Origin of the sequence: Bradyrhizobium sp. Ce-3 (genome assembly GCF_022835695.1) — a bacterium.
In the GTDB taxonomy this organism is placed as follows: domain Bacteria; phylum Pseudomonadota; class Alphaproteobacteria; order Rhizobiales; family Xanthobacteraceae; genus Bradyrhizobium.
Genome location: NZ_BQUV01000007.1, coordinates 126,579 through 145,948, shown reverse-complemented (window position 1 = coordinate 145,948; position 19,370 = coordinate 126,579). Strand labels below are relative to the sequence as shown.

Here is a 19,370-nt window from a genome sequence, read left to right as displayed (position 1 = left end):
TTGGACCGTCGCGTTGTGTCGCGGCGGCAAAGGGTGCAAGCGGCCGAGCGAACAAGTAGAGTGCAGGCGAGGACGCCTAACGCGCGTCGATCGGTTCCCCGCGAGACCATGCAATGTCGACCTACGGCCTGGAGCGGCTCTTTTCGCCTCGAAGCATTGCGGTGGTCGGCGGCAGCCCGCGTCCGTCGTCGCTCGGCGCGGCGGTGCTGCGAAACATCAAGGCGAGCGGCTTCGCCGGCAGACTAGGCGTCGTCAACCGGCACTATGCCGAAGTCGACGGCGTGCCGACCGTCCCGGACCTGAAGTCGCTGCCGTTCACGCCCGATCTCGTCGTCATCAGCGCACCCGCGGAAGCGGTCCCGGAGATCGTCGCGGAGGCCGGTCACGCCGGCGTCGCCGGTGCGGCGATCCTGTCGGCCGGTCTCGGCCACGGCGCGGGTTCGCTCGCGGAAACCGCAGGACAGACGGCGCGGCGCGCCGGCATGCGCCTGATCGGGCCGAATTGCCTCGGAATCATGGTGCCGCGCGCCAAGCTCAATGCGAGCTTCGCCTCGCATCAGCCGACCGACGGCCATGTCGCGCTGATCTCGCAGTCCGGCGCGGTCGCATCGGCGATGATCGAATGGGCGGCGGAGCGGCGGCTGGGCTTCTCCGGCATCGCGTCGATCGGCGACCAGCTCGATGTCGACGTCGCCGACCTCTTGGATTATTTCGCGCTCGACGATCACACCAATGCGATCCTGATCTACCTCGAAGCGGTCAAGGACGCGCGCAAGTTCATGTCGGCGGCACGCGCGGCGGCGCGCATGAAGCCGGTCGTCATCGTCAAGTCGGGACGGATGGCGCAGGGCGCCAAGGCCGCTGCGACCCACACCGGCGCGCTCGCCGGCTCCGATGCGGTCTACGACGCGGCCTTCCGCCGCGCCGGCATGCTGCGGGTCTACGACCTGCGCCAGCTGTTCGACTGCGCCGAGCTGCTCGGCCGCGGCTTCGTGCCGCGCGGCAACCGGCTGGCGATCCTGACCAATGGCGGCGGGCTCGGCATCCTCGCGACCGACCGGCTGGCCGAGCTCGGCGGCATTCCCGCGACATTGACCGAGGACACGATCACACGGCTCAACGACGTGCTGCCGCCGGGCTGGTCGTGCGCCAATCCCGTCGACATCGCGGGCGATGCCGATGCCGCCCGCTATGTCGTGGCGCTCAATGCGCTGCTCGATGACGCCAACAGCGACGCGGTGCTGGTCGCGAACGTCGAGATGGCGGTGGCGCCGGCCGAGGGGATTGCCGAGGCGGTGGCGCAATGCCTGCGTGAGCGCCGGACCAGGCGTAGCGCGGTGGCCGCGCTGGTGCTGGCGGCGTGGGTCGGCGCCGACGAGCGCACCGGCGCGATCTTCGAGGCGGCGCGGATTCCGCATTTCTCGACCGAGGACGATGCCGTCCGCGCCTTCATGTACCTGGTGCGCTATCGCGAGGCCTCCACCGCGCTCGCCGCGACCCCGCCCGGCGTCGCGTCGGTGTTCACGCCGGAGACGGCGGCGGCGCGGCACGTCGTCGTGAAAGCGTTGTCCGAGGGACGCGCCTGGCTCGATCCGGCCGAGATCGTCGCGCTGTTCGAGGCCTATCGGATCCCGATCGTCACCACCGTCGTCGCTGACAGCGCCGAGGACGCTGCCGACAAGGCGGCGCCGTTCCTCGCCGCGGGACATGCGATCGTGGTCCGGGTGTTCTCGCGCGACATCAGGCATGCGTCGGATGTCGGCGGCGTTATTCTCGACCTGCGCACCAAGGACAGCGTCACTGAGGCCGCCACGACGGTGATGGAGCGGGCGCGCAGCGCGCGGCCCGATGCCACGCTGCAGGGCGTGACCATCCAGCCGATGATCGTGCGGCGCGCGGCGCGCGAATTGATCCTCGGCATCGCCGACGATCCGACCTTCGGCCCGGTGATCGTGTTCGGCCGCGGCGGCCCCGCGGTCGAGGTGATCAACGACAAGGCGCTGGCGCTGCCGCCGCTCGACATGAATCTCGCCCGCGAACTGATCGGGCGCACCCGTGTCTCGCGGCTGCTGGGCGGCTATGGCGATGTGCCGGCCGTCCCGGCCGATGTGGTGCCGCTGACCCTGGTCAAGCTGGCGCAGATGGCCGCCGATATTCCCGAGGTCGCCGAGCTCGACATCAATCCGATGCTGGCGGACGAGAGCGGTGTGCTCGCGCTCGATGCGCGGGTGGCGATCCGCAGGCCCTCCCGGCTGTTCGCAGGGCACACAAGGCTCGCGGTGCGGCCCTATCCGTCGCAATGGGAGGGCGAGCTCGCGCTGCGCGACGGCTCGCGCGTCACGGTGCGCCCGATGCGGCCCGAGGACGAACCGATGGTCGCAAATTTCTTCAAGCGCGTGACCGCCGAGGATCTCAGGCTGCGCTTCTTCCACGCGATGAAGGAGTTCTCGCACGTCTTCATCGCGCGTCTCACCCAGCTCGACTATGCGCGTGCGATGGCCTTCGTGGCGCTCGATCCAGAGACCGGCGAGATGATGGGCGCGGTCCGACTGCATTCGGACTCGCTGTACGAGAATGCCGAATATGCGATCCTGCTGCAGTCCGATCTCAAGGGCAAAGGCCTTGGCTGGGCGCTGATGCAGCTCCTGATCCACTACGCGAAGTCGGAGGGATTGAAGCGGCTGTCCGGCCAGGTGCTGACCGAGAACACCACGATGATCGGGATGTGCCGCGATCTCGGCTTCACCGTGACGATGGATCCGGAGGATCACAGCATCGTCGACGTCGTGCTCGATCTCGATCGCCCGGCTGTCGATGCGGTCGGTGCGGATATCCTGATCCGGCCTTCAGCGGCTGGCCGCTGATAACAGCGCCAGCCGCGGCTATCTCGGATCAGATCTGGCGTTCGACCAGCTTGAACTTGAGCTCGGCGATCGCCTCGGAAGGATTGAGGCCCTTCGGGCACGCCTTGGCGCAGTTCATGATGGTGTGGCAGCGATAGAGGCGGAACGGATCCTCGAGATTGTCGAGCCGCTCGCCGGTCGCTTCGTCGCGGGAGTCGGTGACCCAGCGCGTCGCCTGCAGCAGCGCGGCGGGGCCGAGGAAGCGTTCGCTGTTCCACCAGTAGCTCGGGCACGAGGTCGAGCAGCAGGCGCACAGGATGCACTCGTAGAGACCATCGAGCTTCTCGCGGTCCTCGTGGCTCTGCCTCCACTCCTTCTGCGGCGTCGGCGTCGTGGTCTTCAGCCAGGGCTCGATCGAGGCATACTGGGCGTAGAAATTGGTCAGGTCGGGGACGAGGTCCTTGACCACCGGCTGGTGCGGCAGCGGATTGACCTTCACCGCGCCGCCGGCGCCGACGTCGTGCATCGACTTGGTGCAGGCCAGCGTGTTCTGGCCGTCGATGTTCATCGCGCAGGAGCCGCAGACGCCTTCGCGGCAGGAGCGGCGGAAGGTCAGCGTCGGATCGATGTGGTTCTTGATCCAGATCAGGCCGTCCAGCACCATCGGCCCGCAATCATGGGTGTCGACGTAGTAAGTGTCGACGCTCGGATTCTTGCCGTCGTCCGGGTTCCAGCGATACACCCGGAATTCGCGGGTCTCGGTGGCGCCGGCCGGCTTTGGCCAGGTCTTGCCGCCGGAAATCTTCGAATTCTTCGGAAGTGCGAATTCAACCATGCTTGCTCGCCTTCGTTCTCAGTAAACCCGCGCCTTCGGCGGGATGTACTGCACATCATTGGTCATCGTGTAGTCGTGGACGGGACGATAATCGATCGCGGTCTTGCCGGCCGGATCGATCCAGGTCAGCGTGTGCTTCATCCAGTTCTTGTCGTCGCGCGCAGAGAAGTCCTCGCGGGCATGCGCGCCGCGGCTTTCGGTGCGGTTGGCTGCCGAATCCATCGTCACGATCGCCTGCACGATCAGATTGTCGAATTCCAGCGTCTCGACCAGATCGGAATTCCACACCAGCGAGCGGTCCGACACCGAGATGTCGCCGACGCCGCCATAGACCTTGTGGATCAGGTTCTGGCCCTCATGCAGCACGTCGCCGGTGCGGAACACCGCGCAATTGTTCTGCATCACGTGCTGCATGCTGTCGCGGAGCTTCGCGGTCGGCGTGCCGCCGGAGGCGTGGCGGAAGTGATCGAGTCGGCCGAGCGCGAGATCGGCGGAATCCTTCGGCAGCTCCGGCTGCTTGGCGTTCGCGGTCAGCTTGTCGGCAAGCCGCAGCGCCGCGGCGCGGCCGAACACCACGAGGTCGATCAGCGAGTTGGAGCCGAGGCGATTGGCGCCGTGCACCGAGACGCAGGCCGCTTCGCCGATCGCCATCAGGCCCGGCACCACCGAATTGTCATCGCCGTTGCGCTTGGTCAGCACCTCGGCGTGATAGTTGGTGGCGATGCCGCCCATGTTGTAGTGCACGGTCGGCACGATCGGGATCGGCTCGCGGGTGACGTCGACATTGGCGAAGATCTTCGCCGATTCGGAGATGCCCGGCAGCCGCTCGTGCAGCACCTTCGGATCGAGGTGATCGAGGTGCAGGAAGATGTGATCCTTCTTCTTGCCGACGCCGCGGCCTTCGCGGATCTCGATCGTCATCGCGCGCGAGACGACGTCGCGGGAGGCGAGGTCCTTGGCCGACGGCGCATAGCGCTCCATGAAGCGCTCGCCCTCGGAGTTGACGAGATAGCCGCCTTCGCCGCGGGCGCCCTCGGTGACGAGACAGCCCGAGCCGTAGATGCCGGTCGGATGGAACTGGACGAACTCCATGTCCTGCAGCGGCAGGCCGGCGCGCAGCACCATGCCGCCGCCGTCGCCGGTGCAGGTGTGCGCCGAGGTGCAGGAGGCATAGGCGCGGCCATAGCCGCCGGTCGCCAGAATCGTGGTCTGGGCGCGGAAGCGATGCAGCGTGCCGTCATCGAGCTTGAGCGCGATCACGCCGCGGCAGACGCCCTGGTCGTCCATGATCAGGTCGATGGCGAAGAACTCGATGAAGAACTCGGCCGAGTGGCGCAGCGACTGGCCATACATCGTGTGCAGCATGGCGTGGCCGGTGCGGTCGGCGGCGGCGCAGGTGCGCTGCGCCTGGCCCTTGCCGTAGTCCATGGTCATGCCGCCGAACGGACGCTGATAGATCTTGCCGTCCTCGGTGCGCGAGAACGGCACGCCCCAATGCTCGAGCTCGTAGACCGCGTCGGGCGCGTTGCGCACCATGTATTCGATCGCGTCCTGGTCGCCGAGCCAGTCCGACCCCTTCACGGTGTCGTACATGTGCCAGCGCCAGTCGTCGGGGTGCATGTTGCCGAGCGAGGCCGAGATGCCGCCCTGCGCCGCAACGGTGTGCGAGCGGGTCGGGAACACCTTGGTGATGCAGGCGGTGCGCAGGCCCGCTTCCGAGCAGCCGACCACGGCGCGCAGGCCCGCGCCGCCGGCGCCGACCACGACGACGTCGTAGGTGTGGTCCTGGATCGGATAGGCTTTGCCGTTGGTGGCCGGACCACTGCCGTTGCTGGCCTTGCCGTTTCCTTCACCGGCCGAACCTTGAGCAGGCATGGGTTATACTCCCGACGACAATTTGAGGATTGCGTAGATCGAGGCCAATGCGACCGCGACGCAGAAGAAGTTGTTCGCCATTACGCTGGCGATCTTCAGCTTCTCGTTGTGGATGTAGTCTTCGATCACGACCTGCATGCCGATCTTCATGTGCCAGGTGCTGGCGACGATGAAGAGCAGCAGGATGATGGCGATCGGGATCGAGCCGAGGATCTGCGCCGCGCCGGCGTGATTGCGGCCGATCAGCATGATCACCACGACGATCACGGGGACGATCAGCAGCGTCATCGCAACCGCGGTGAGGCGCTGGCGCCAGAAATCGCCGGTGCCGGTGTGGGCGGAGCCGAGGCCGCGGACGCGCTCCAGCGGCGTGCGCATCGAAGAGCGGCCGCTCATCGTCCACCTCCAACCGCATAGGCAATGATCCAGACCAGCACGGTCAGCGCGATGCCGGCGACCAGCGCGCCCCAGGTCAGGGCTTCGCGCTCATTGGCCTTGAAGCCGTAGCCGAGGTCCCAGACGAAATGCCGGATGCCGCTGCACAGATGGTGCATCAGCGCCCACGTGTAGCCGAACACGATCAGCTTGCCGATCGCGCTGCCGGTGAAGGCCTGGACATTGGCATAGGCGGTGGGGCCGGAGGCGGCTGCAATCAGCCACCAGGCAAGCAGCAGGGTGCCGAAGTAGAGTGCCACACCTGTGGCACGGTGGACGATGGACAGCGCCATCGTCAGCGTCCACCGGTAGGTCTGCAAATGGGGTGAAAGCGGTCGTTCGATCCTGGCGGTCATCGGCGGGCTTTATGTTGTGAGGGACCGCGCCCGGCCCATCGGGGAACGCGGTAGAGGAGTTCTATTTACGGAGTCGAACCCCGCCGCGCAACGGCCAAATAGCCTTCGGTCGAACCGAAGTTCATTGTTAGACTTGCCGAATTCTGTTTGATCCGCAGTGTGGTATACCAGATGCAAGGCTCGCCGAACCAAGAATTGAATCCGTATGTCTGATGATCGAGTGACCTCCTCAGCGCTCGGCGGAGGGGCTCCGGAAGGCGTCGATCTTGCCCCATCGTTCCACCAGATAATCGACAAATGCCCTGATCTTAGGCGATGCGAGGCGGGACGGCTGGAGCATCAAATGCAACGGCGTCGGCGCCGGTTCATGGTCGATCAGCAGGCGCTTCAGGCGGCCGCTCGCAAGATCGGCCTGCACCTGCCACGACGGCGCGCGGACGATGCCCGCGCCATCCCGCGCTGCACCAACGAGCGCGTCGAGGCTATTCATCCAGAGCCGACCGGATATGCGGAATTTGCGTCCCGTCTTCGAACCGTCGGCAAAGCGCCACTCCGCGCTCCCAGGTGAATCTGAAAACACCAGGCAGTCGTGCGACGAAAGCTCGTCCGGTGTCCGCGGCTCGCCACGCCGCTCCAGGTAGTCCGGCGATGCGCACACGATCATCTGCAGATCGGTGAGCTTGCGCGTGACGAGCTGTGAGTCGCGCAATCGCCCGATGCGAATGGCGAGATGGATGTCTTCCTCGACCATGTCGACGGCGCGATCGATCAGCAGCAGGTCGACCGACAGCGCCGGATAGCGCCGCAGAAATTCCACCAGCAACGGCGCGATCACGAGCCGCCCGATCAGGCTCGGCGAACTCAACCGAATCCGCCCCGATGGCTGGTGCGGGTCGCGCGCCAGCATGGCCTCGATCTCCCTGACCTCGCCGAGGATCGATTTCGCGCGCTCGTAGAGCATGCGTCCGTCGTCGGTCAGCACGAGCTGGCGGGTGGTACGCAGCAGCAGGCGGGTGCCGAAATGCTCTTCAAGCGCGCTGATCTGGCGGCTCACCGAGGTCAGCGAGCTCGGCAGCGAACGCGCCGCCGCCGACAGGCTGCCGGTCTCGACCGCGCGGACAAAGGCCGCCATCGCCGCAAGCTGATCCAAGCCAGATCCTTCCGTATTTCGCAAGAGAGCCTGCCGATCTGGAGCAATACTCCCATGATTCAGAAGGGTCTAGCCTGCCGGCTCCATGATCTGAGGAGTTCGATATGGCCTCAACGTCCATCCAGCCCAGGTCGTGCGAACGGCGCCGAAGCGCCGGCCGCGGCAGCGCCGACGATCCGGCCACCCTGCTTGTTTTCTCCTGCGCCGGACTGCTAGTCGACGTCGTGGCGTTGCTGATGCAGGGCGCGACGCCCGCGAATCCGCTCCGCTTTGCCTTGATCGCGGCGGCTGCCCCGCTGGCCGCGTTGGTCACGCTGTGGCTCGCCGACCGCACCGACGCGGGCGCCTCCTGACGATGCGAAGGACATGATGGCCGGTCTCGATCCCAAGGAATTGCTCGAGCTTGCGCTGCTGCTGATCGCGGTCGGGGCGCTGTCCGGCTTTCTCGCCGGCCTGTTCGGCATCGGCGGCGGCGCGATCCTGGTGCCGGTGTTCTACGAATGCTTTCGCCTCGCCGGCGTGCCGCTGGAGGTGCGGATGCCGCTGTGCATCGGCACCTCGCTCGCCATCATCATCCCGACCTCGCTGAGCTCGTTCCGCGCGCATTATCGCCGCGGCGCGGTCGACATGACGATCCTGAAGCGTTGGTGGCTGCCGATCGTGATCGGCGTCGCCGCGGGCAGCGTCACCGCGCGCTTCGCGCCGGAGCGGCTGTTCAAGATCGTGTTCGTCCTGGTGGCCTGGTCGGCGGCGGCGCGGCTGCTCCTGGCACGCGAGACCTGGAAGTTCGGCGACGACGTGCCGAAGGGCTTTTTGATGCGCGTCTACGGCTTCTTCGTCGGCCTGCTGTCGACGCTGATGGGGATCGGCGGCGGCCTGTTCGCCAACCTCCTGATGACCTTCTATGGCCGGCCGATCCATCAGGCGGTCGCGACGTCGTCCGCGCTCGCGGTGCTGATCTCGATCCCCGGCGCGCTGGGTTACGTCTATGCCGGCTGGCCCGCCGCGGCGCGCTTTCCCGACGTCGCGGCGCTGCAATTGCCGTTCGCGCTCGGCTACGTCTCGCTGATCGGCGCGCTGCTGGTGATGCCGACCACGCTGGTCACCGCACCGCTCGGCGTCAAGGTCGCGCACGCACTGTCGAAGCGCGCTCTGGAGATGGCGTTCGGGGCCTATCTCTTTATCGTCGGCGGACGGTTCGTGATCAGCCTGTTGGGCGGGCACTAGCCGTAGCGCGTAGCCCGGACGGAGCGAAGCGCAATCCGGGGTTCTTGCCGGCGATCGACGGCTCCCGGATTTCGCTTCGCTCCATCCGCGCTACGACAGCTGGTCTACAGGGGCTAGTCCTTCAACCGGACCTCGCTGTTGCCCCAGTAGCGCATATCGCCGATCCCCTCGATGCGATCCATATCGGACAGCACCTTCAATCGCGCCGCGGTCGCCTCGTGACTGACAGCCCAGCTAAGCTCCTTGTAACGTTCTTCTGCAATGGTCACGAACCACAGGACCTTCCGCCACCGCGACGTCAAAAGCGACATGATGACCTCGTCGAGCTGATCTTCGGTCACCGACGACGGAAGATTCACCTCGCTCCATGTCAATTCGCTGCAAAGTATGCGTGGCCTCTGTTCCTCTGTGGGTGGCAGCAAGTCCGGGTATTGCTCGCAAATCGGAAGGAGAAGCTTGTCCTCGAGGTCGCCGATGACCTCTTGAACCGATTGATGGAATCGGGTCCGTTCCTGCTTGGCGAGCCCTGCAATGGCCATTTCAGCCTCGTACATCGCGTCCAAAGCATCGAAGATTTGTAGACAAATCTTCTCGGCATACTTGCGGTTCATCGTTCCCTCACGAAATCCGCTCCTCAAGCCTTCGCGTAGATATCCTTATACGTATCCCGCAAAATATTCTTCTGCACCTTGCCCATCGCATTGCGCGGCAATTCGTCGACCACGAAGACGCGCTTGGGCATCTTGAATTTGGCGAGGCGCCCGTCAAGCGCCTTCAGCACCGAGGCCTCGCTGATATCGGCGCCCTTGCTGCAGACGAGGACGGCGGTGACGCCCTCGCCGAAATCGGCATGCGGCACGCCGATCACGGCCGACTCGACCACGCCGGGCATGGCGTCGATCTCGCTCTCGATCTCCTTCGGATAGACGTTGAAGCCACCGGAGATCACAAGATCCTTGCCGCGGCCGAGGATGTGGACGTAGCCCTTGTCGTCGATCTTGCCGAGGTCGCCGGTGATGAAGAAGCCGTCGCCGCGGAATTCGGCCTCGGTCTTCTCCGGCATCCGCCAGTATCCCCTGAACACGTTCGGGCCCTTGACCTCGATCATGCCGATGGTCTCGCGGGCGAGCTCCTTGCCGGTGTCGGGCTCGGTGACCCGCACCGAGACGCCGGGCAGTGGGAAGCCGACCGCGCCGGGCACGCGGTCGCCGTCATAGGGATTGCTCGTGTTCATGTTGGTCTCGGTCATGCCGTAGCGTTCGAGCACGGCATGTCCGGTTCGCGCCGACCATTCGCGGTGGGTGTCGGCGAGCAGCGGCGCCGAGCCCGAGATGAACAGCCGCATGCGCCGGGTGGCGTCCTTGTTCAGCCCGGGGTTCTGCAACAGGCGGGTATAGAAGGTCGGCACGCCCATCATCACGGTGGCGCGCGCCATCAGCTTGATGATCGCGTCCGGATCGAACTTCGGCAGGAAGATCATCGACGCGCGCGAGAACAGCGTCACGTTGCTCGCCACGAACAGGCCGTGGGTGTGATAGATCGGCAGCGCGTGGATCAGCACGTCCTTGTCGGTAAAGCGCCAGTAGTCGACCAGCGAATACGAGTTCGAGGCCAGATTGTCGTGCGACAGCATCGCGCCCTTGGAGCGGCCGGTGGTGCCCGACGTGTAGAGGATCGCGGCGAGGTCGTCATTGCCGCGCGGCACCGTGGCGAAGTCCTTCGGCGCCTTGTCGGCGGCCTCGGTCAGTGAGCCCTTGCCGGTCGGATCGAGCGTCTCGACCTTCGCCCCCACCTTGGCGGCGATCGCCGTGATGCCGTCGAGCTTGGCGGGATCGCAGACCACCAGCGCCGGCTCGGCGTCGGTAATGAAGTATTCGAGCTCGTTCAGCGTATAGGCGGTGTTGAGCGGCAGATAGACACCGCCGGCGCGCACGGTCGCGAGATAGAGCACCAGCGCCGAGACCGATTTCTCGGTCTGCGCCGCGACGCGGTCGCCCGGCTTGACGCCGCGTTCCACCAGCACGTTCGCCATCTGGCCGGCGCGCGCGATCAAATCTCCGTAGGAGATGCGGCTGCCATCGAGCTGCTCGATCGCGAGCCGGTTGGGGTCGTCGAGGCCGTCGAACAAGCGGGAAAACAGGTTGGCGTTGGTGGTCGTGTTCATGCAACATCCCCTGAGGGGCGAGAGCGCCGGTAAGAGTCCGGCTGGATTAGCAAAAACGCCCTTCGGAAAGCAACGGAGACAGTTTGCATGACAAATCATGGGAAACGCGTGGCCTGGGTCACCGGCGGCGGGACGGGAATCGGTGAATCCGGGGCGGAATTCCTGGCAGCGGACGGCTGGACGGTGGTGATCTCCGGCCGCCGCAAGGAAGAGCTCGACCGCGTGGTGGCCAACATCACCAAAAAGGGCGGCAAGGCCGAGGCGATCCCGCTCGATGTCAGCAGCAAGGCCGACGTCAACAAGGCGGCCGAGGCGATCGCTAGCAAGCACGGCCGCATCGACCTGCTGGTCAACAGCGCCGGCATCAACGTGCCGAAGCGCAGCTGGGCCGATATGGAACTGGAAGGCTGGGACAAGCTGGTCGAGGTCAACCTCAACGGCGTGCTCTATTGCATGCGCGCCGTGCTGCCGACGATGCGCAAGCAGCAGGACGGCTGCATCATCAACGTCGCCTCCTGGGCCGGCCGTCATGTCTCGAAGATGCCGGGCCCGGCCTACACCACGACCAAGCACGCGGTGCTGGCGCTGACCCATTCCTTCAACATGGACGAATGCGTCAACGGCCTGCGCGCTTGCTGCCTGTCGCCGGGCGAGGTCGCGACCCCGATCCTGAAGCAGCGGCCGGTGGTGCCGAGCGAAGCCGAGCAGGCCAAGATGTTGCAGCCGGAGGATTGCGGCCGCACCATTGCCTTCGTCGCCAGCATGCCGGCGCGGGTCTGCATGAACGAGATCCTGATCAGCCCGACCCACAACCGCGGTTTCATCCAGACCCCGGCGAACCGGGATTAGGCCGAAAAAGCGCTTCGTAGCCCGGATGGAGCGAAGCGCGATCCGGGGCGGTCTTTCCGCGGAGAGGCTGTTCCGGATTTCGCTGCGCTTCATCCGGGCTGCAAACAGCGCATCACTCGCTGATCTCGTTCAGCTCCTTGCCGGTATGCTCCGGCACGCAAAAGAACACGCCGATCGCCATCGCAATCATCAGCACGGGGATGCAGAGGAACGCCAGCGCGAACGAGCCGGTGTGCTGCTGGAGCGCGATCGAGACGAAGGGAAACAGCACGAAGCCGACGAAATAGGCGATCGCCCAGACCACGCCGTTGGCGGCGCCGCGGATCCGGGTCGGGAAGATCTCCGCCGTCAGCGTCGTGCTCGGGCCCCAGAAGCCGAGGAAGCCGAGACACCAGAGCAGCCCAAACGTCCACAACAGCACGCGGTCCTCGGAATAGACCCAGAGCGTCATGAAGATCGCGCCCTCGATCAGGGTGATGATGAAGGTGCGGCGGCGGCCGATCTTGTCGATCAGCCAGCCGACCAGGCACAGGCCGACGAAGCCGCACAGGCCGTAGAACACGTAGAACAGGCTGTATTCCGTGGTCGACCAATGCTTTTCGGTCGAGAGATAGAGCGGCATCCAGGCGCCGACCGTGCCGTAGATGCAGGTCGAGGCGCAGGCCACGAACAGCGCGATCAATGTCGACGGCAGCACGTCGGGCATGAACACCTGGCTGATGCCGACCGACTTGGCCTTGCCGAACCAGGCGCTGTCCTCGGCGCTGACAGTGCCGCCGCGCGCCAGCGTTTCCGCGATGCGCCGCTTGCGGTCCTGCGAGCGCACCCAGTAGGGCGATTCCGGGCAGGTGGAGCGGATATAGATCGCGAGCAGCGCGATCACGCCGGGCACCATCACGGCGATGCGCCAGCCGTAATTGGCGGCGACCAGGCCGGTGATCGCGCCGGCGAGCGTGGCGCCGAGGCACCAGGCCGAGCGGGTGGTGCTGATGACGCGGCCACGCAGCCGGGCCGGCCAGGTCTCCGCCACCAGCATCGAGCCGAGCGACCATTCGCCGTTCAGCGCGAAGAACAGCAGCGAGCGCGCGATCACGAAGACCGCAAAGGTCGGCGACATCGCCGCAACCGGCATCAACAGCGAGAACAGCGCGATGTTGACCGCGAGCAGCGTGCGGCGGCCGTAGCGGTCGGCGAGCCACGGCCAGAAATACAGCCCGGCGATGCCGACAAACAGCGCGATCTGCATGCCGGAGCGGTACTCCGGCAGGCTGAGCTGGAATTCCTTGATCACCATCGGCGAGATCAGCGCGAAGATCACGCCGTCCATGCCGTCGAAGCCCCAGCCGAGCGCGTTGGCGGTGGCGATGTGCCAATGCGTCTTGGTGAGCTCGGTGCTGCCGGCGACTGCGCGGTAGTTGGCGTATTGCAGGTGTTTCTGTTCGAGCGGGCCGACGTCGTCCGTGACATCGTTCACCGCAGGCGCGACCTGGCCGTCAGCCGTGATGCTGCTCATGATTGGTCTCCCCACACCCCGCATGGCTGGCGAAGCTGCGCCGCAATCTCAGGCTGAACCAATCGAGCAAAGGCGGCAAGCAAATTGCTCGCGGCAGCGCACGCGTCCATTCCGCTCGATGGAATGCGTGGGATGGAATGCTTGGATGAAATGCTTGGGCGCGCTGCGTACGCAGCGCGTCCCAGCCGGTTTCAGGAATCACAAAGAATTATTTCCGGAAACCGCCGCGAAAACCTCCCGTAGCTCAGGCCAACGACGCCGCATCTAGCAACCAACCCGCGCCGTTGTTGCCCTTCATCGCCGGCGATGCGTTCGCCGGCCGGATATCTCATCGGGAGACGAAACCATGTCGAAGCGTATTGCCATTCTCGCCGCCGCCTTCAGCGCCATCGCGATCACTGCCACCGTCGTGGCGCCGGTCCGCGCCGAGGAGAAGACCGTGATGGTCGGCGGCGCCGCGATGTTCCCGTCGAAGAACATCGTCCAGAACGCCGTCAATTCGAAGGATCACACCACGCTGGTCGCTGCGGTGAAGGCCGCCGGCCTGGTCGGCACGCTGGAGAGCAAGGGCCCGTTCACGGTGTTCGCGCCGACCAACGCCGCGTTCGGCAAGCTGCCGGCCGGAACCGTCGACAATCTGGTCAAGCCCGAGAACAAGGCGACGCTGACCAAGATCCTCACCTACCATGTGGTGCCCGGCAAGCTCGAGGCCTCCGACCTCACCGACGGCAAGAAGCTGAAAACCGCCGAGGGCGAGGAACTGACCGTCAAGAAGCAGGACGGCAAGGTCTGGATCGTCGATGCCAAGGGCGGCACCTCGATGGTGACCATCTCCAACGTCAACCAGTCGAACGGCGTCATCCATGTCGTCGACACCGTGTTGATGCCGGCGACCTAACACCCAACGGGCCGATTTAGTCCCTGAACGCCTTACGAAATCGCGAGCCGGCGCCTCGCCCCGGCTCGCATTTTTGTGACCAGATGAGGTGGCGTATATCGAATTGATGATGCGCGCCCCTGTAACGGAACGCCGGTTCCCGGCGTATAAGCCGGTAACGACCACGAGCAGAGAACTCCCATGACGAGCCTTGTGCCGAGCCTTGCCGTCAGCGACCACCAGGCAGAGACCGCGGCGCCCGCGAAGACGATCCAGCCGGTCTGGGTGCGCATCGTGCACTGGACCAACGCCTTCGCGATGATCCTGATGATCATGTCCGGCTGGCAGATCTACAACGCCTCGCCGCTGTTCAGTTTCAGCTTCTCCCGGAGCATCACGCTCGGCGGCTGGCTCGGCGGCGCGCTGCTCTGGCACTTCGCCGCGATGTGGCTGCTGATGGTCAACGGCCTGGTCTATCTGGCGCTCGGTTTCGCCACCGGCCGCTTCCGCAAGAAGCTGCTGCCGATCACCCCCGGCGGCGTGATTGCCGATACCAGGGCGGCGCTGACCTTCAAGCTGTCGCATGACGACCTCAGCAAGTACAATTCGGTGCAGAAGCTGCTCTATGCCGGCATCATCACCGTCGGCGTCGTCATCGTGCTGTCCGGCCTGTCGATGTGGAAGCCGGTGCAATTGCACTGGCTGGTCTCGCTGTTCGGCGGCTACGACTTCGCCCGCTATGTCCACTTCACCTGCATGGCGCTGATCGTCGCCTTCCTGGTGATCCACGTCGCGCTCGCGCTGCTCGTACCGAAGAGCCTGCGCGCGATGATCATCGGACGCTGAGGGAGGGTGCGATGGGTCGTCTCAGAAAACTCCTGATTCCGGGTGTCGACAAGAAGCTGCTGGTGCGCGATGCGGTGAAGACGATGCCGGAGCTGACGCGCCGCCGCTTCATCACCGCCGGCACCAGTCTCGGCGCGCTGACGCTGCTGACCGGCTGCGACGTGGTCGATTCGTCGTCGGCCGAGGAATTGCTGAAGCACGTCTCGAAGTTCAACGACGCGGTGCAGGCCTGGATTTTCAATCCGGATGCGCTGGCGCCGACCTTCCCCGAGAGCGCAATCACCAAGCCGTTTCCGTTCAACGCCTATTACGATCTCGATGATGCGCCGGAGATCGCGGGCGCGGACTGGAAGCTCGAGGTGCGCGGGCTGGTCGAGAACAAGAAGTCTTGGACGCTCGACGAATTGTACAAGCTGCCGCAGGTCAAGCAGGTGACGCGCCATATCTGCGTCGAGGGCTGGAGCGCGATCGGCAGCTGGACCGGCACGCCGTTGCGCGATTTCCTCAAGCTGGTCGGCGCCGACATGCGCGCCAAATATGTCTGGTTCCAGTGCGCCGACAAGGACGGCTACAATTCACCTCTGGACATGCGCACTGCGCTGCATCCGCAGACCCAGATGACGTTCAAATTCGCCGACCAGATCCTGCCGCGCGCTTACGGCTTCCCGATGAAGATAAGGGTGCCGACCAAGCTCGGCTTCAAGAACCCGAAATACGTGCTCTCGATGGAAGTCACCAACGACTACAAGGGCGGCTACTGGGAAGACCAGGGGTATAATTCGTTCAGTGGGAGCTAGCCGTCGTCCCGGCGAAGGCCGGGACCCATACTCCGCGGCCGAAGCAATGGGCAGGCGGGGAGAGACTTCCCTCCACAACGCCCACCTGTGGTTATGGGTCCGGGCCTTCGCCGGGACGACGCTGGGAGGGGACCTTCCTCTGAAACGCCGACAGCACCGCCCCCAGCGCCAGCATCGCGGCCGAGACATTCAGCGCGAATGACAGGCTGCCGACGGCGTCGGTGATGGCGCCGACCACGATCGGACCGAGCGTCTGGCCGATGCCGAAGGCGATGGTCATCGCCGCGATCGCGGTCGGCCAGGCTTCCGCCGGATAGTTGAGGCGCACGAAGGCCGTCGTCGACCCCACCACCGCGAAGAACGCGACGCCGAACACCAGCGCCGAGACCGCGAGCAGCAGCGGCGAATGCCCGAAGATCGGCAGGCTGGCGCCAAGCGCGTTGACGCCGAGGATGATGGTGGTGGCGAGCCCGCCGCGGTCGAGCGCCAGCACCCGCCGCCAGACCCAGGGCGTGACGAACGCGCTGAGCCCGATCAGGCTCCAGAACGCGCTCTGCGCGACCGCGCCACCGCCGCCGTCGCGGACATAGGCGATCATGAAGGTCATGTAGGCGATGTAGCCGGCACCGAACAGGAAATAGGCGGCGAGGTAGATCAGGACCGGCGCGATGGCGAATTTGGTGCGCACGATGCCGCCGGCGATCGCATTGGCGTGCAGTGGCGCCAGCATCAGCGGCACGATCATGATCGCGGAGAGCAATGTCATCGCCCACCACACGATCCACCAGGACCCCGCGCCAAAGCCCTGCAGCACGAACGGCGCGATCAGGCCGGACGCCAATATGCCGACGCCCGGCCCGGCATAGAACAGGCTGAGCAGGAAGTTCGCGCGTTCCGGCCGCGATTGCGCGATCGTCGCCGCCAGCGCGCCGCCGCCGACAAAGCCGATCGCTGCGGCGAAGCCGACCAGCAGGCGGGCAAAGCTCAGCACCGCGAAATTGCCGGAGAGGGCGCATAGCGCCAGCGACAGCGCGCAGGCCAGCGTCGACCAGCGCACCGATGCGGCGAGCCCGAAGCGCTGGATCAGGCGCGAGGCGAACAGCGCGCCGACCAGATAACCGGCGGCATTGATCGTGTTCATGAAGCCGGCGGCCGAATACGACCAGGCCAGCTGCTCGCGCATGTCAGGCAGCACCAGCGAATAGGCGAAACGGCCGATGCCGAGACCGACCGTCGGTGCGAGCGAAAGAATCAGGATCAGCCGCGCGGGATGCGGATAGGACGGGGCAGGGGCTCTCACAATTCACTCCGGCAATACAACCATTGTGGCAGGCCGTGGCGGTCCTGCCCAGCGCCGGAGCCCGCAACACAGTCTTGCGTATCGGGCAATCAGGCGATCAGGACCAGCGCGACGCCGGCAACGGTCAGCAGGGTTCCGGCGATGATCCGCGCCGTGATCTCGACATGCTTGAGCATGACAGCGCTCAACGCCACGGTGACCAGCGGGTAGATCGCAGCGAGCGGCGCCACCAGCGTGATCGGGCCGTTGCGGACCGCGGCGAACAGGCTGAGCGCGCTGAGCCCGTTGCTGATCCCGGTCAGAGCAAACCAGAACCGGCCCTCGCGCGGCGCCTGCACCACGAAGCTGCCCTTGCGGATCCGCTGCACGGTCAGCACCACCAGCGAGGACATCACATAGCCGACCAGGCAGGCCCATAGCGGGCTCGGCCAGATCGCCAGCCCGAGCTTGGCGATCGGCGGCACGATGCCGCGCACCAGCGCACTCGCAAGCGGCAGCAGCAGCGCCCAGCTGCGCCAGTGACCGAGGTCGCGCGGCCGGGTCACCGTGATGACGGCGGCGCCGGCGACCGCGACGACGAGGCCCAGCAGCTGCTGCGGCAACAAGGGCTCGTGCAGCAGCACCACGGCGGCGGTGACCGCGAACAGCGGCGCCAGATTGCCGAGCGTCGAGGTGATGACCGGCCCGAGCGCCCGGTTCGAGGCGAAGGTCAGCAGCGTCAGCGAGGCCGGGAAGAACAGCCCGATCGCCATGAAGATCGGCAGAGCGCGCCAGACCACCGGCTCGCCATGCAGGATCAGCGGCGACAGCACCAGGAACAGCAGGGTGAAGCAGGGCACGCTGATCGCGGCGCCCGACAGCGGTTCGACGGTGCGCAGGCCAAGTTGCGCCAGCACCACCCCGGCGCCGAGGAAAATCGCCGAGGCGAAGGCGTAGACGATGGCTGCGGTCATGAGGTCCGTCTTGTTGGCTTCTTGCGGCGCGGTTGGGCTCTTTCCGGGCCATTTTGGCCTTGCTCGGGGTGCCTTGCCAATCCGCCCGGGGCGTTTTAGCACTCCCGCCGAATGATGGCGGGCATGCCCGATTGAATGAGGTAACGACCATGGCGACCCATAAACTGCTGCTTCTCCCCGGCGATGGTATCGGCCCCGAGGTGATGGCCGAGGTGCAGCGCGTGATCGACTGGCTGAATGCTCAGGGCATCGCCAGGTTCGAGACCGAGCACGGCCTGGTCGGCGGCTCCGCCTATGACGCCCACAAGGTGTCGATCTCCGAGGCCGACATGGCCAAGGCCAACGCGGCCGATGCCGTGATCTTCGGCGCGGTCGGCGGCCCGAAGTGGGACAGCGTGCCCTATGAGGTGCGCCCCGAGGCCGGCCTGCTGCGGCTGCGCAAGGACCTCGCCCTGTTCGCCAACCTCCGCCCCGCAGTGTGCTATCCGGCGCTGGCGGACGCCTCGAGCCTCAAGCGCGAGGTGGTCGAGGGTCTCGACATCATGATCGTGCGCGAGCTCACCGGCGGCGTCTATTTCGGCGAGCCGAAGACCATCACCGATCTCGGCAACGGCCAGAAGCGCGCGATCGACACCCAGGTCTACGACACCTTCGAGATCGAGCGCATCGGCCGCGTCGCCTTCGAGCTGGCGCGCAAGCGCAAGAACAAGGTGACCTCGATGGAGAAGCGCAACGTCATGAAGTCGGGCGTGCTCTGGAACGAGGTCATGACCCAGGTTCACGCGCGCGAATACAAGGACGTCACGCTGGAGCATCAGCTCGCCGATTCCGGCGGCATGAACCTGGTCAAGACCCCGAAGCAGTTCGACGTCATCGTCACCGACAATCTGTTCGGCGACATGCTGTCCGACATCGCGGCGATGCTCACCGGCTCGCTCGGCCTGCTGCCGTCGGCTTCGCTCGGCAAGGAGGACGCCAAGACCAAGGAGCGCAAGGCATTGTACGAGCCGGTGCACGGCTCGGCGCCCGATATCGCGGGCAAGGGCCTTGCCAATCCGATCGCGATGATCGCCTCGTTCGGCATGGCGCTGCGCTATTCCTTCGGCATGGGCGAACTCGCCGACAAGGTCGATGCCGCGATCGCGGCCGTGCTCGCCGGTGGCCTGCGCACCGCCGACATCAAGTCCGCCGGCACCACGTCCGTCAGCACCGCGCAGATGGGCGAGGCGATCCTGCAGGAATTGCAGAAGCTGCACGCGTGACGGCGTAGCCGTCATTCCGGGGCTGGATGCGTCGTATCGCCCCGGAATGACGAAACCCAAAACAAAAAATGCCCGGCCGGAGCCGGGC

18 protein-coding genes are annotated in these 19,370 nt (G+C 65.7%); 8 read left to right on the top strand and 10 right to left on the bottom strand.

Translation table 11 applies throughout. The features are described from left to right. The first annotated feature begins 113 nt into the window (after positions 1-113). Positions 114-2,864, top strand: a complete 2,751-nt coding sequence (locus BRSPCE3_RS24130) for a bifunctional acetate--CoA ligase family protein/GNAT family N-acetyltransferase (protein ID WP_244068780.1) — start codon at positions 114-116, stop codon at positions 2,862-2,864. A gap of 28 nt (positions 2,865-2,892) precedes the next feature. On the opposite strand, the gene BRSPCE3_RS24125 is transcribed toward BRSPCE3_RS24130, so the two are convergent. The 5 genes from BRSPCE3_RS24125 to BRSPCE3_RS24105 form a co-directional block, all read right to left on the bottom strand. Further along, positions 2,893-3,678, bottom strand: coding sequence for a succinate dehydrogenase iron-sulfur subunit (locus tag BRSPCE3_RS24125; RefSeq protein WP_166300497.1), 786 nt, complete (start codon positions 3,676-3,678; stop codon positions 2,893-2,895). An 18-nt stretch (positions 3,679-3,696) separates the two neighbouring features. Then, on the bottom strand, positions 3,697-5,553 hold the full coding sequence (gene sdhA, locus BRSPCE3_RS24120; RefSeq protein WP_244068779.1) for a succinate dehydrogenase flavoprotein subunit: 1,857 nt from the start codon (positions 5,551-5,553) through the stop codon (positions 3,697-3,699). A 3-nt stretch (positions 5,554-5,556) separates the two neighbouring features. Beyond that, positions 5,557-5,931, bottom strand: coding sequence for a succinate dehydrogenase, hydrophobic membrane anchor protein (gene sdhD, locus BRSPCE3_RS24115; RefSeq protein WP_083992366.1), 375 nt, complete (start codon positions 5,929-5,931; stop codon positions 5,557-5,559). Positions 5,932-5,945: 14 nt separating this feature from the next. Continuing rightward, complete coding sequence (gene sdhC / locus BRSPCE3_RS24110; RefSeq protein ID WP_050402512.1) at positions 5,946-6,344, bottom strand: succinate dehydrogenase, cytochrome b556 subunit; 399 nt, start codon at positions 6,342-6,344, stop codon at positions 5,946-5,948. Between the two features lie 229 nt (positions 6,345-6,573). Next, positions 6,574-7,476 (bottom strand): LysR family transcriptional regulator, encoded by a 903-nt coding sequence (locus BRSPCE3_RS24105; protein WP_244069049.1) that lies wholly within the window; start codon positions 7,474-7,476, stop codon positions 6,574-6,576. A 122-nt stretch (positions 7,477-7,598) separates the two neighbouring features. Here BRSPCE3_RS24105 and BRSPCE3_RS24100 point away from each other — a divergent pair, with 122 nt between their 5' ends. Next, on the top strand, positions 7,599-7,847 hold the full coding sequence (locus BRSPCE3_RS24100; protein ID WP_244068778.1) for a hypothetical protein: 249 nt from the start codon (positions 7,599-7,601) through the stop codon (positions 7,845-7,847). 13 nt (positions 7,848-7,860) lie between these two features. Then, positions 7,861-8,721 carry a sulfite exporter TauE/SafE family protein gene (locus BRSPCE3_RS24095; RefSeq protein ID WP_244068777.1) on the top strand — a complete coding sequence of 287 codons (861 nt, stop codon included), beginning with the start codon at positions 7,861-7,863 and terminating at the stop codon, positions 8,719-8,721. A gap of 113 nt (positions 8,722-8,834) precedes the next feature. Here BRSPCE3_RS24095 and BRSPCE3_RS24090 read toward each other — a convergent pair whose 3' ends face one another. Further along, entirely contained in the window at positions 8,835-9,332 is a 498-nt protein-coding gene (locus BRSPCE3_RS24090; RefSeq protein ID WP_244068776.1) for a hypothetical protein, read from the bottom strand. Positions 9,333-9,355: 23 nt separating this feature from the next. Continuing rightward, entirely contained in the window at positions 9,356-10,885 is a 1,530-nt protein-coding gene (locus BRSPCE3_RS24085; RefSeq protein WP_244068775.1) for a malonyl-CoA synthase, read from the bottom strand. 87 nt (positions 10,886-10,972) lie between these two features. Here BRSPCE3_RS24085 and BRSPCE3_RS24080 point away from each other — a divergent pair, with 87 nt between their 5' ends. Further along, a complete protein-coding gene (locus BRSPCE3_RS24080; RefSeq protein WP_244068774.1) occupies positions 10,973-11,734 on the top strand; it encodes an SDR family oxidoreductase in 762 nt (253 codons plus the stop codon). A 112-nt stretch (positions 11,735-11,846) separates the two neighbouring features. Here BRSPCE3_RS24080 and BRSPCE3_RS24075 read toward each other — a convergent pair whose 3' ends face one another. Continuing rightward, positions 11,847-13,247 (bottom strand): MFS transporter, encoded by a 1,401-nt coding sequence (locus BRSPCE3_RS24075; RefSeq protein WP_244068773.1) that lies wholly within the window; start codon positions 13,245-13,247, stop codon positions 11,847-11,849. A 346-nt stretch (positions 13,248-13,593) separates the two neighbouring features. On the opposite strand from BRSPCE3_RS24075, the gene BRSPCE3_RS24070 reads away from it, so the two are divergent. The 3 genes from BRSPCE3_RS24070 to BRSPCE3_RS24060 all read left to right on the top strand — a co-directional run bounded on the left by BRSPCE3_RS24070 (position 13,594) and on the right by BRSPCE3_RS24060 (position 15,767). Further along, positions 13,594-14,145: a fasciclin domain-containing protein gene (locus BRSPCE3_RS24070; protein WP_244068772.1), complete on the top strand. Its 552-nt coding sequence runs from the start codon at positions 13,594-13,596 to the stop codon at positions 14,143-14,145. Between the two features lie 192 nt (positions 14,146-14,337). Further along, the gene (locus tag BRSPCE3_RS24065) at positions 14,338-14,970 is read left to right on the top strand and encodes a cytochrome b/b6 domain-containing protein (protein WP_244069048.1); all 633 of its coding nucleotides are present in this window, start codon (positions 14,338-14,340) and stop codon (positions 14,968-14,970) included. A gap of 11 nt (positions 14,971-14,981) precedes the next feature. Continuing rightward, the gene (locus BRSPCE3_RS24060) at positions 14,982-15,767 is read left to right on the top strand and encodes a molybdopterin-binding protein (RefSeq protein WP_244068771.1); all 786 of its coding nucleotides are present in this window, start codon (positions 14,982-14,984) and stop codon (positions 15,765-15,767) included. 91 nt (positions 15,768-15,858) lie between these two features. Here the strand turns inward: BRSPCE3_RS24060 and BRSPCE3_RS24055 are convergent, their stop codons facing one another. Further along, entirely contained in the window at positions 15,859-17,067 is a 1,209-nt protein-coding gene (locus BRSPCE3_RS24055) for a YbfB/YjiJ family MFS transporter (RefSeq protein WP_244068770.1), read from the bottom strand. An 89-nt stretch (positions 17,068-17,156) separates the two neighbouring features. Continuing rightward, on the bottom strand, positions 17,157-18,020 hold the full coding sequence (locus BRSPCE3_RS24050; protein ID WP_244068769.1) for an EamA family transporter: 864 nt from the start codon (positions 18,018-18,020) through the stop codon (positions 17,157-17,159). Between the two features lie 149 nt (positions 18,021-18,169). On the opposite strand from BRSPCE3_RS24050, the gene leuB reads away from it, so the two are divergent. Next, on the top strand, positions 18,170-19,282 hold the full coding sequence (gene leuB, locus BRSPCE3_RS24045; RefSeq protein WP_244068768.1) for a 3-isopropylmalate dehydrogenase: 1,113 nt from the start codon (positions 18,170-18,172) through the stop codon (positions 19,280-19,282). The last annotated feature ends 88 nt before the right edge of the window (positions 19,283-19,370 follow it).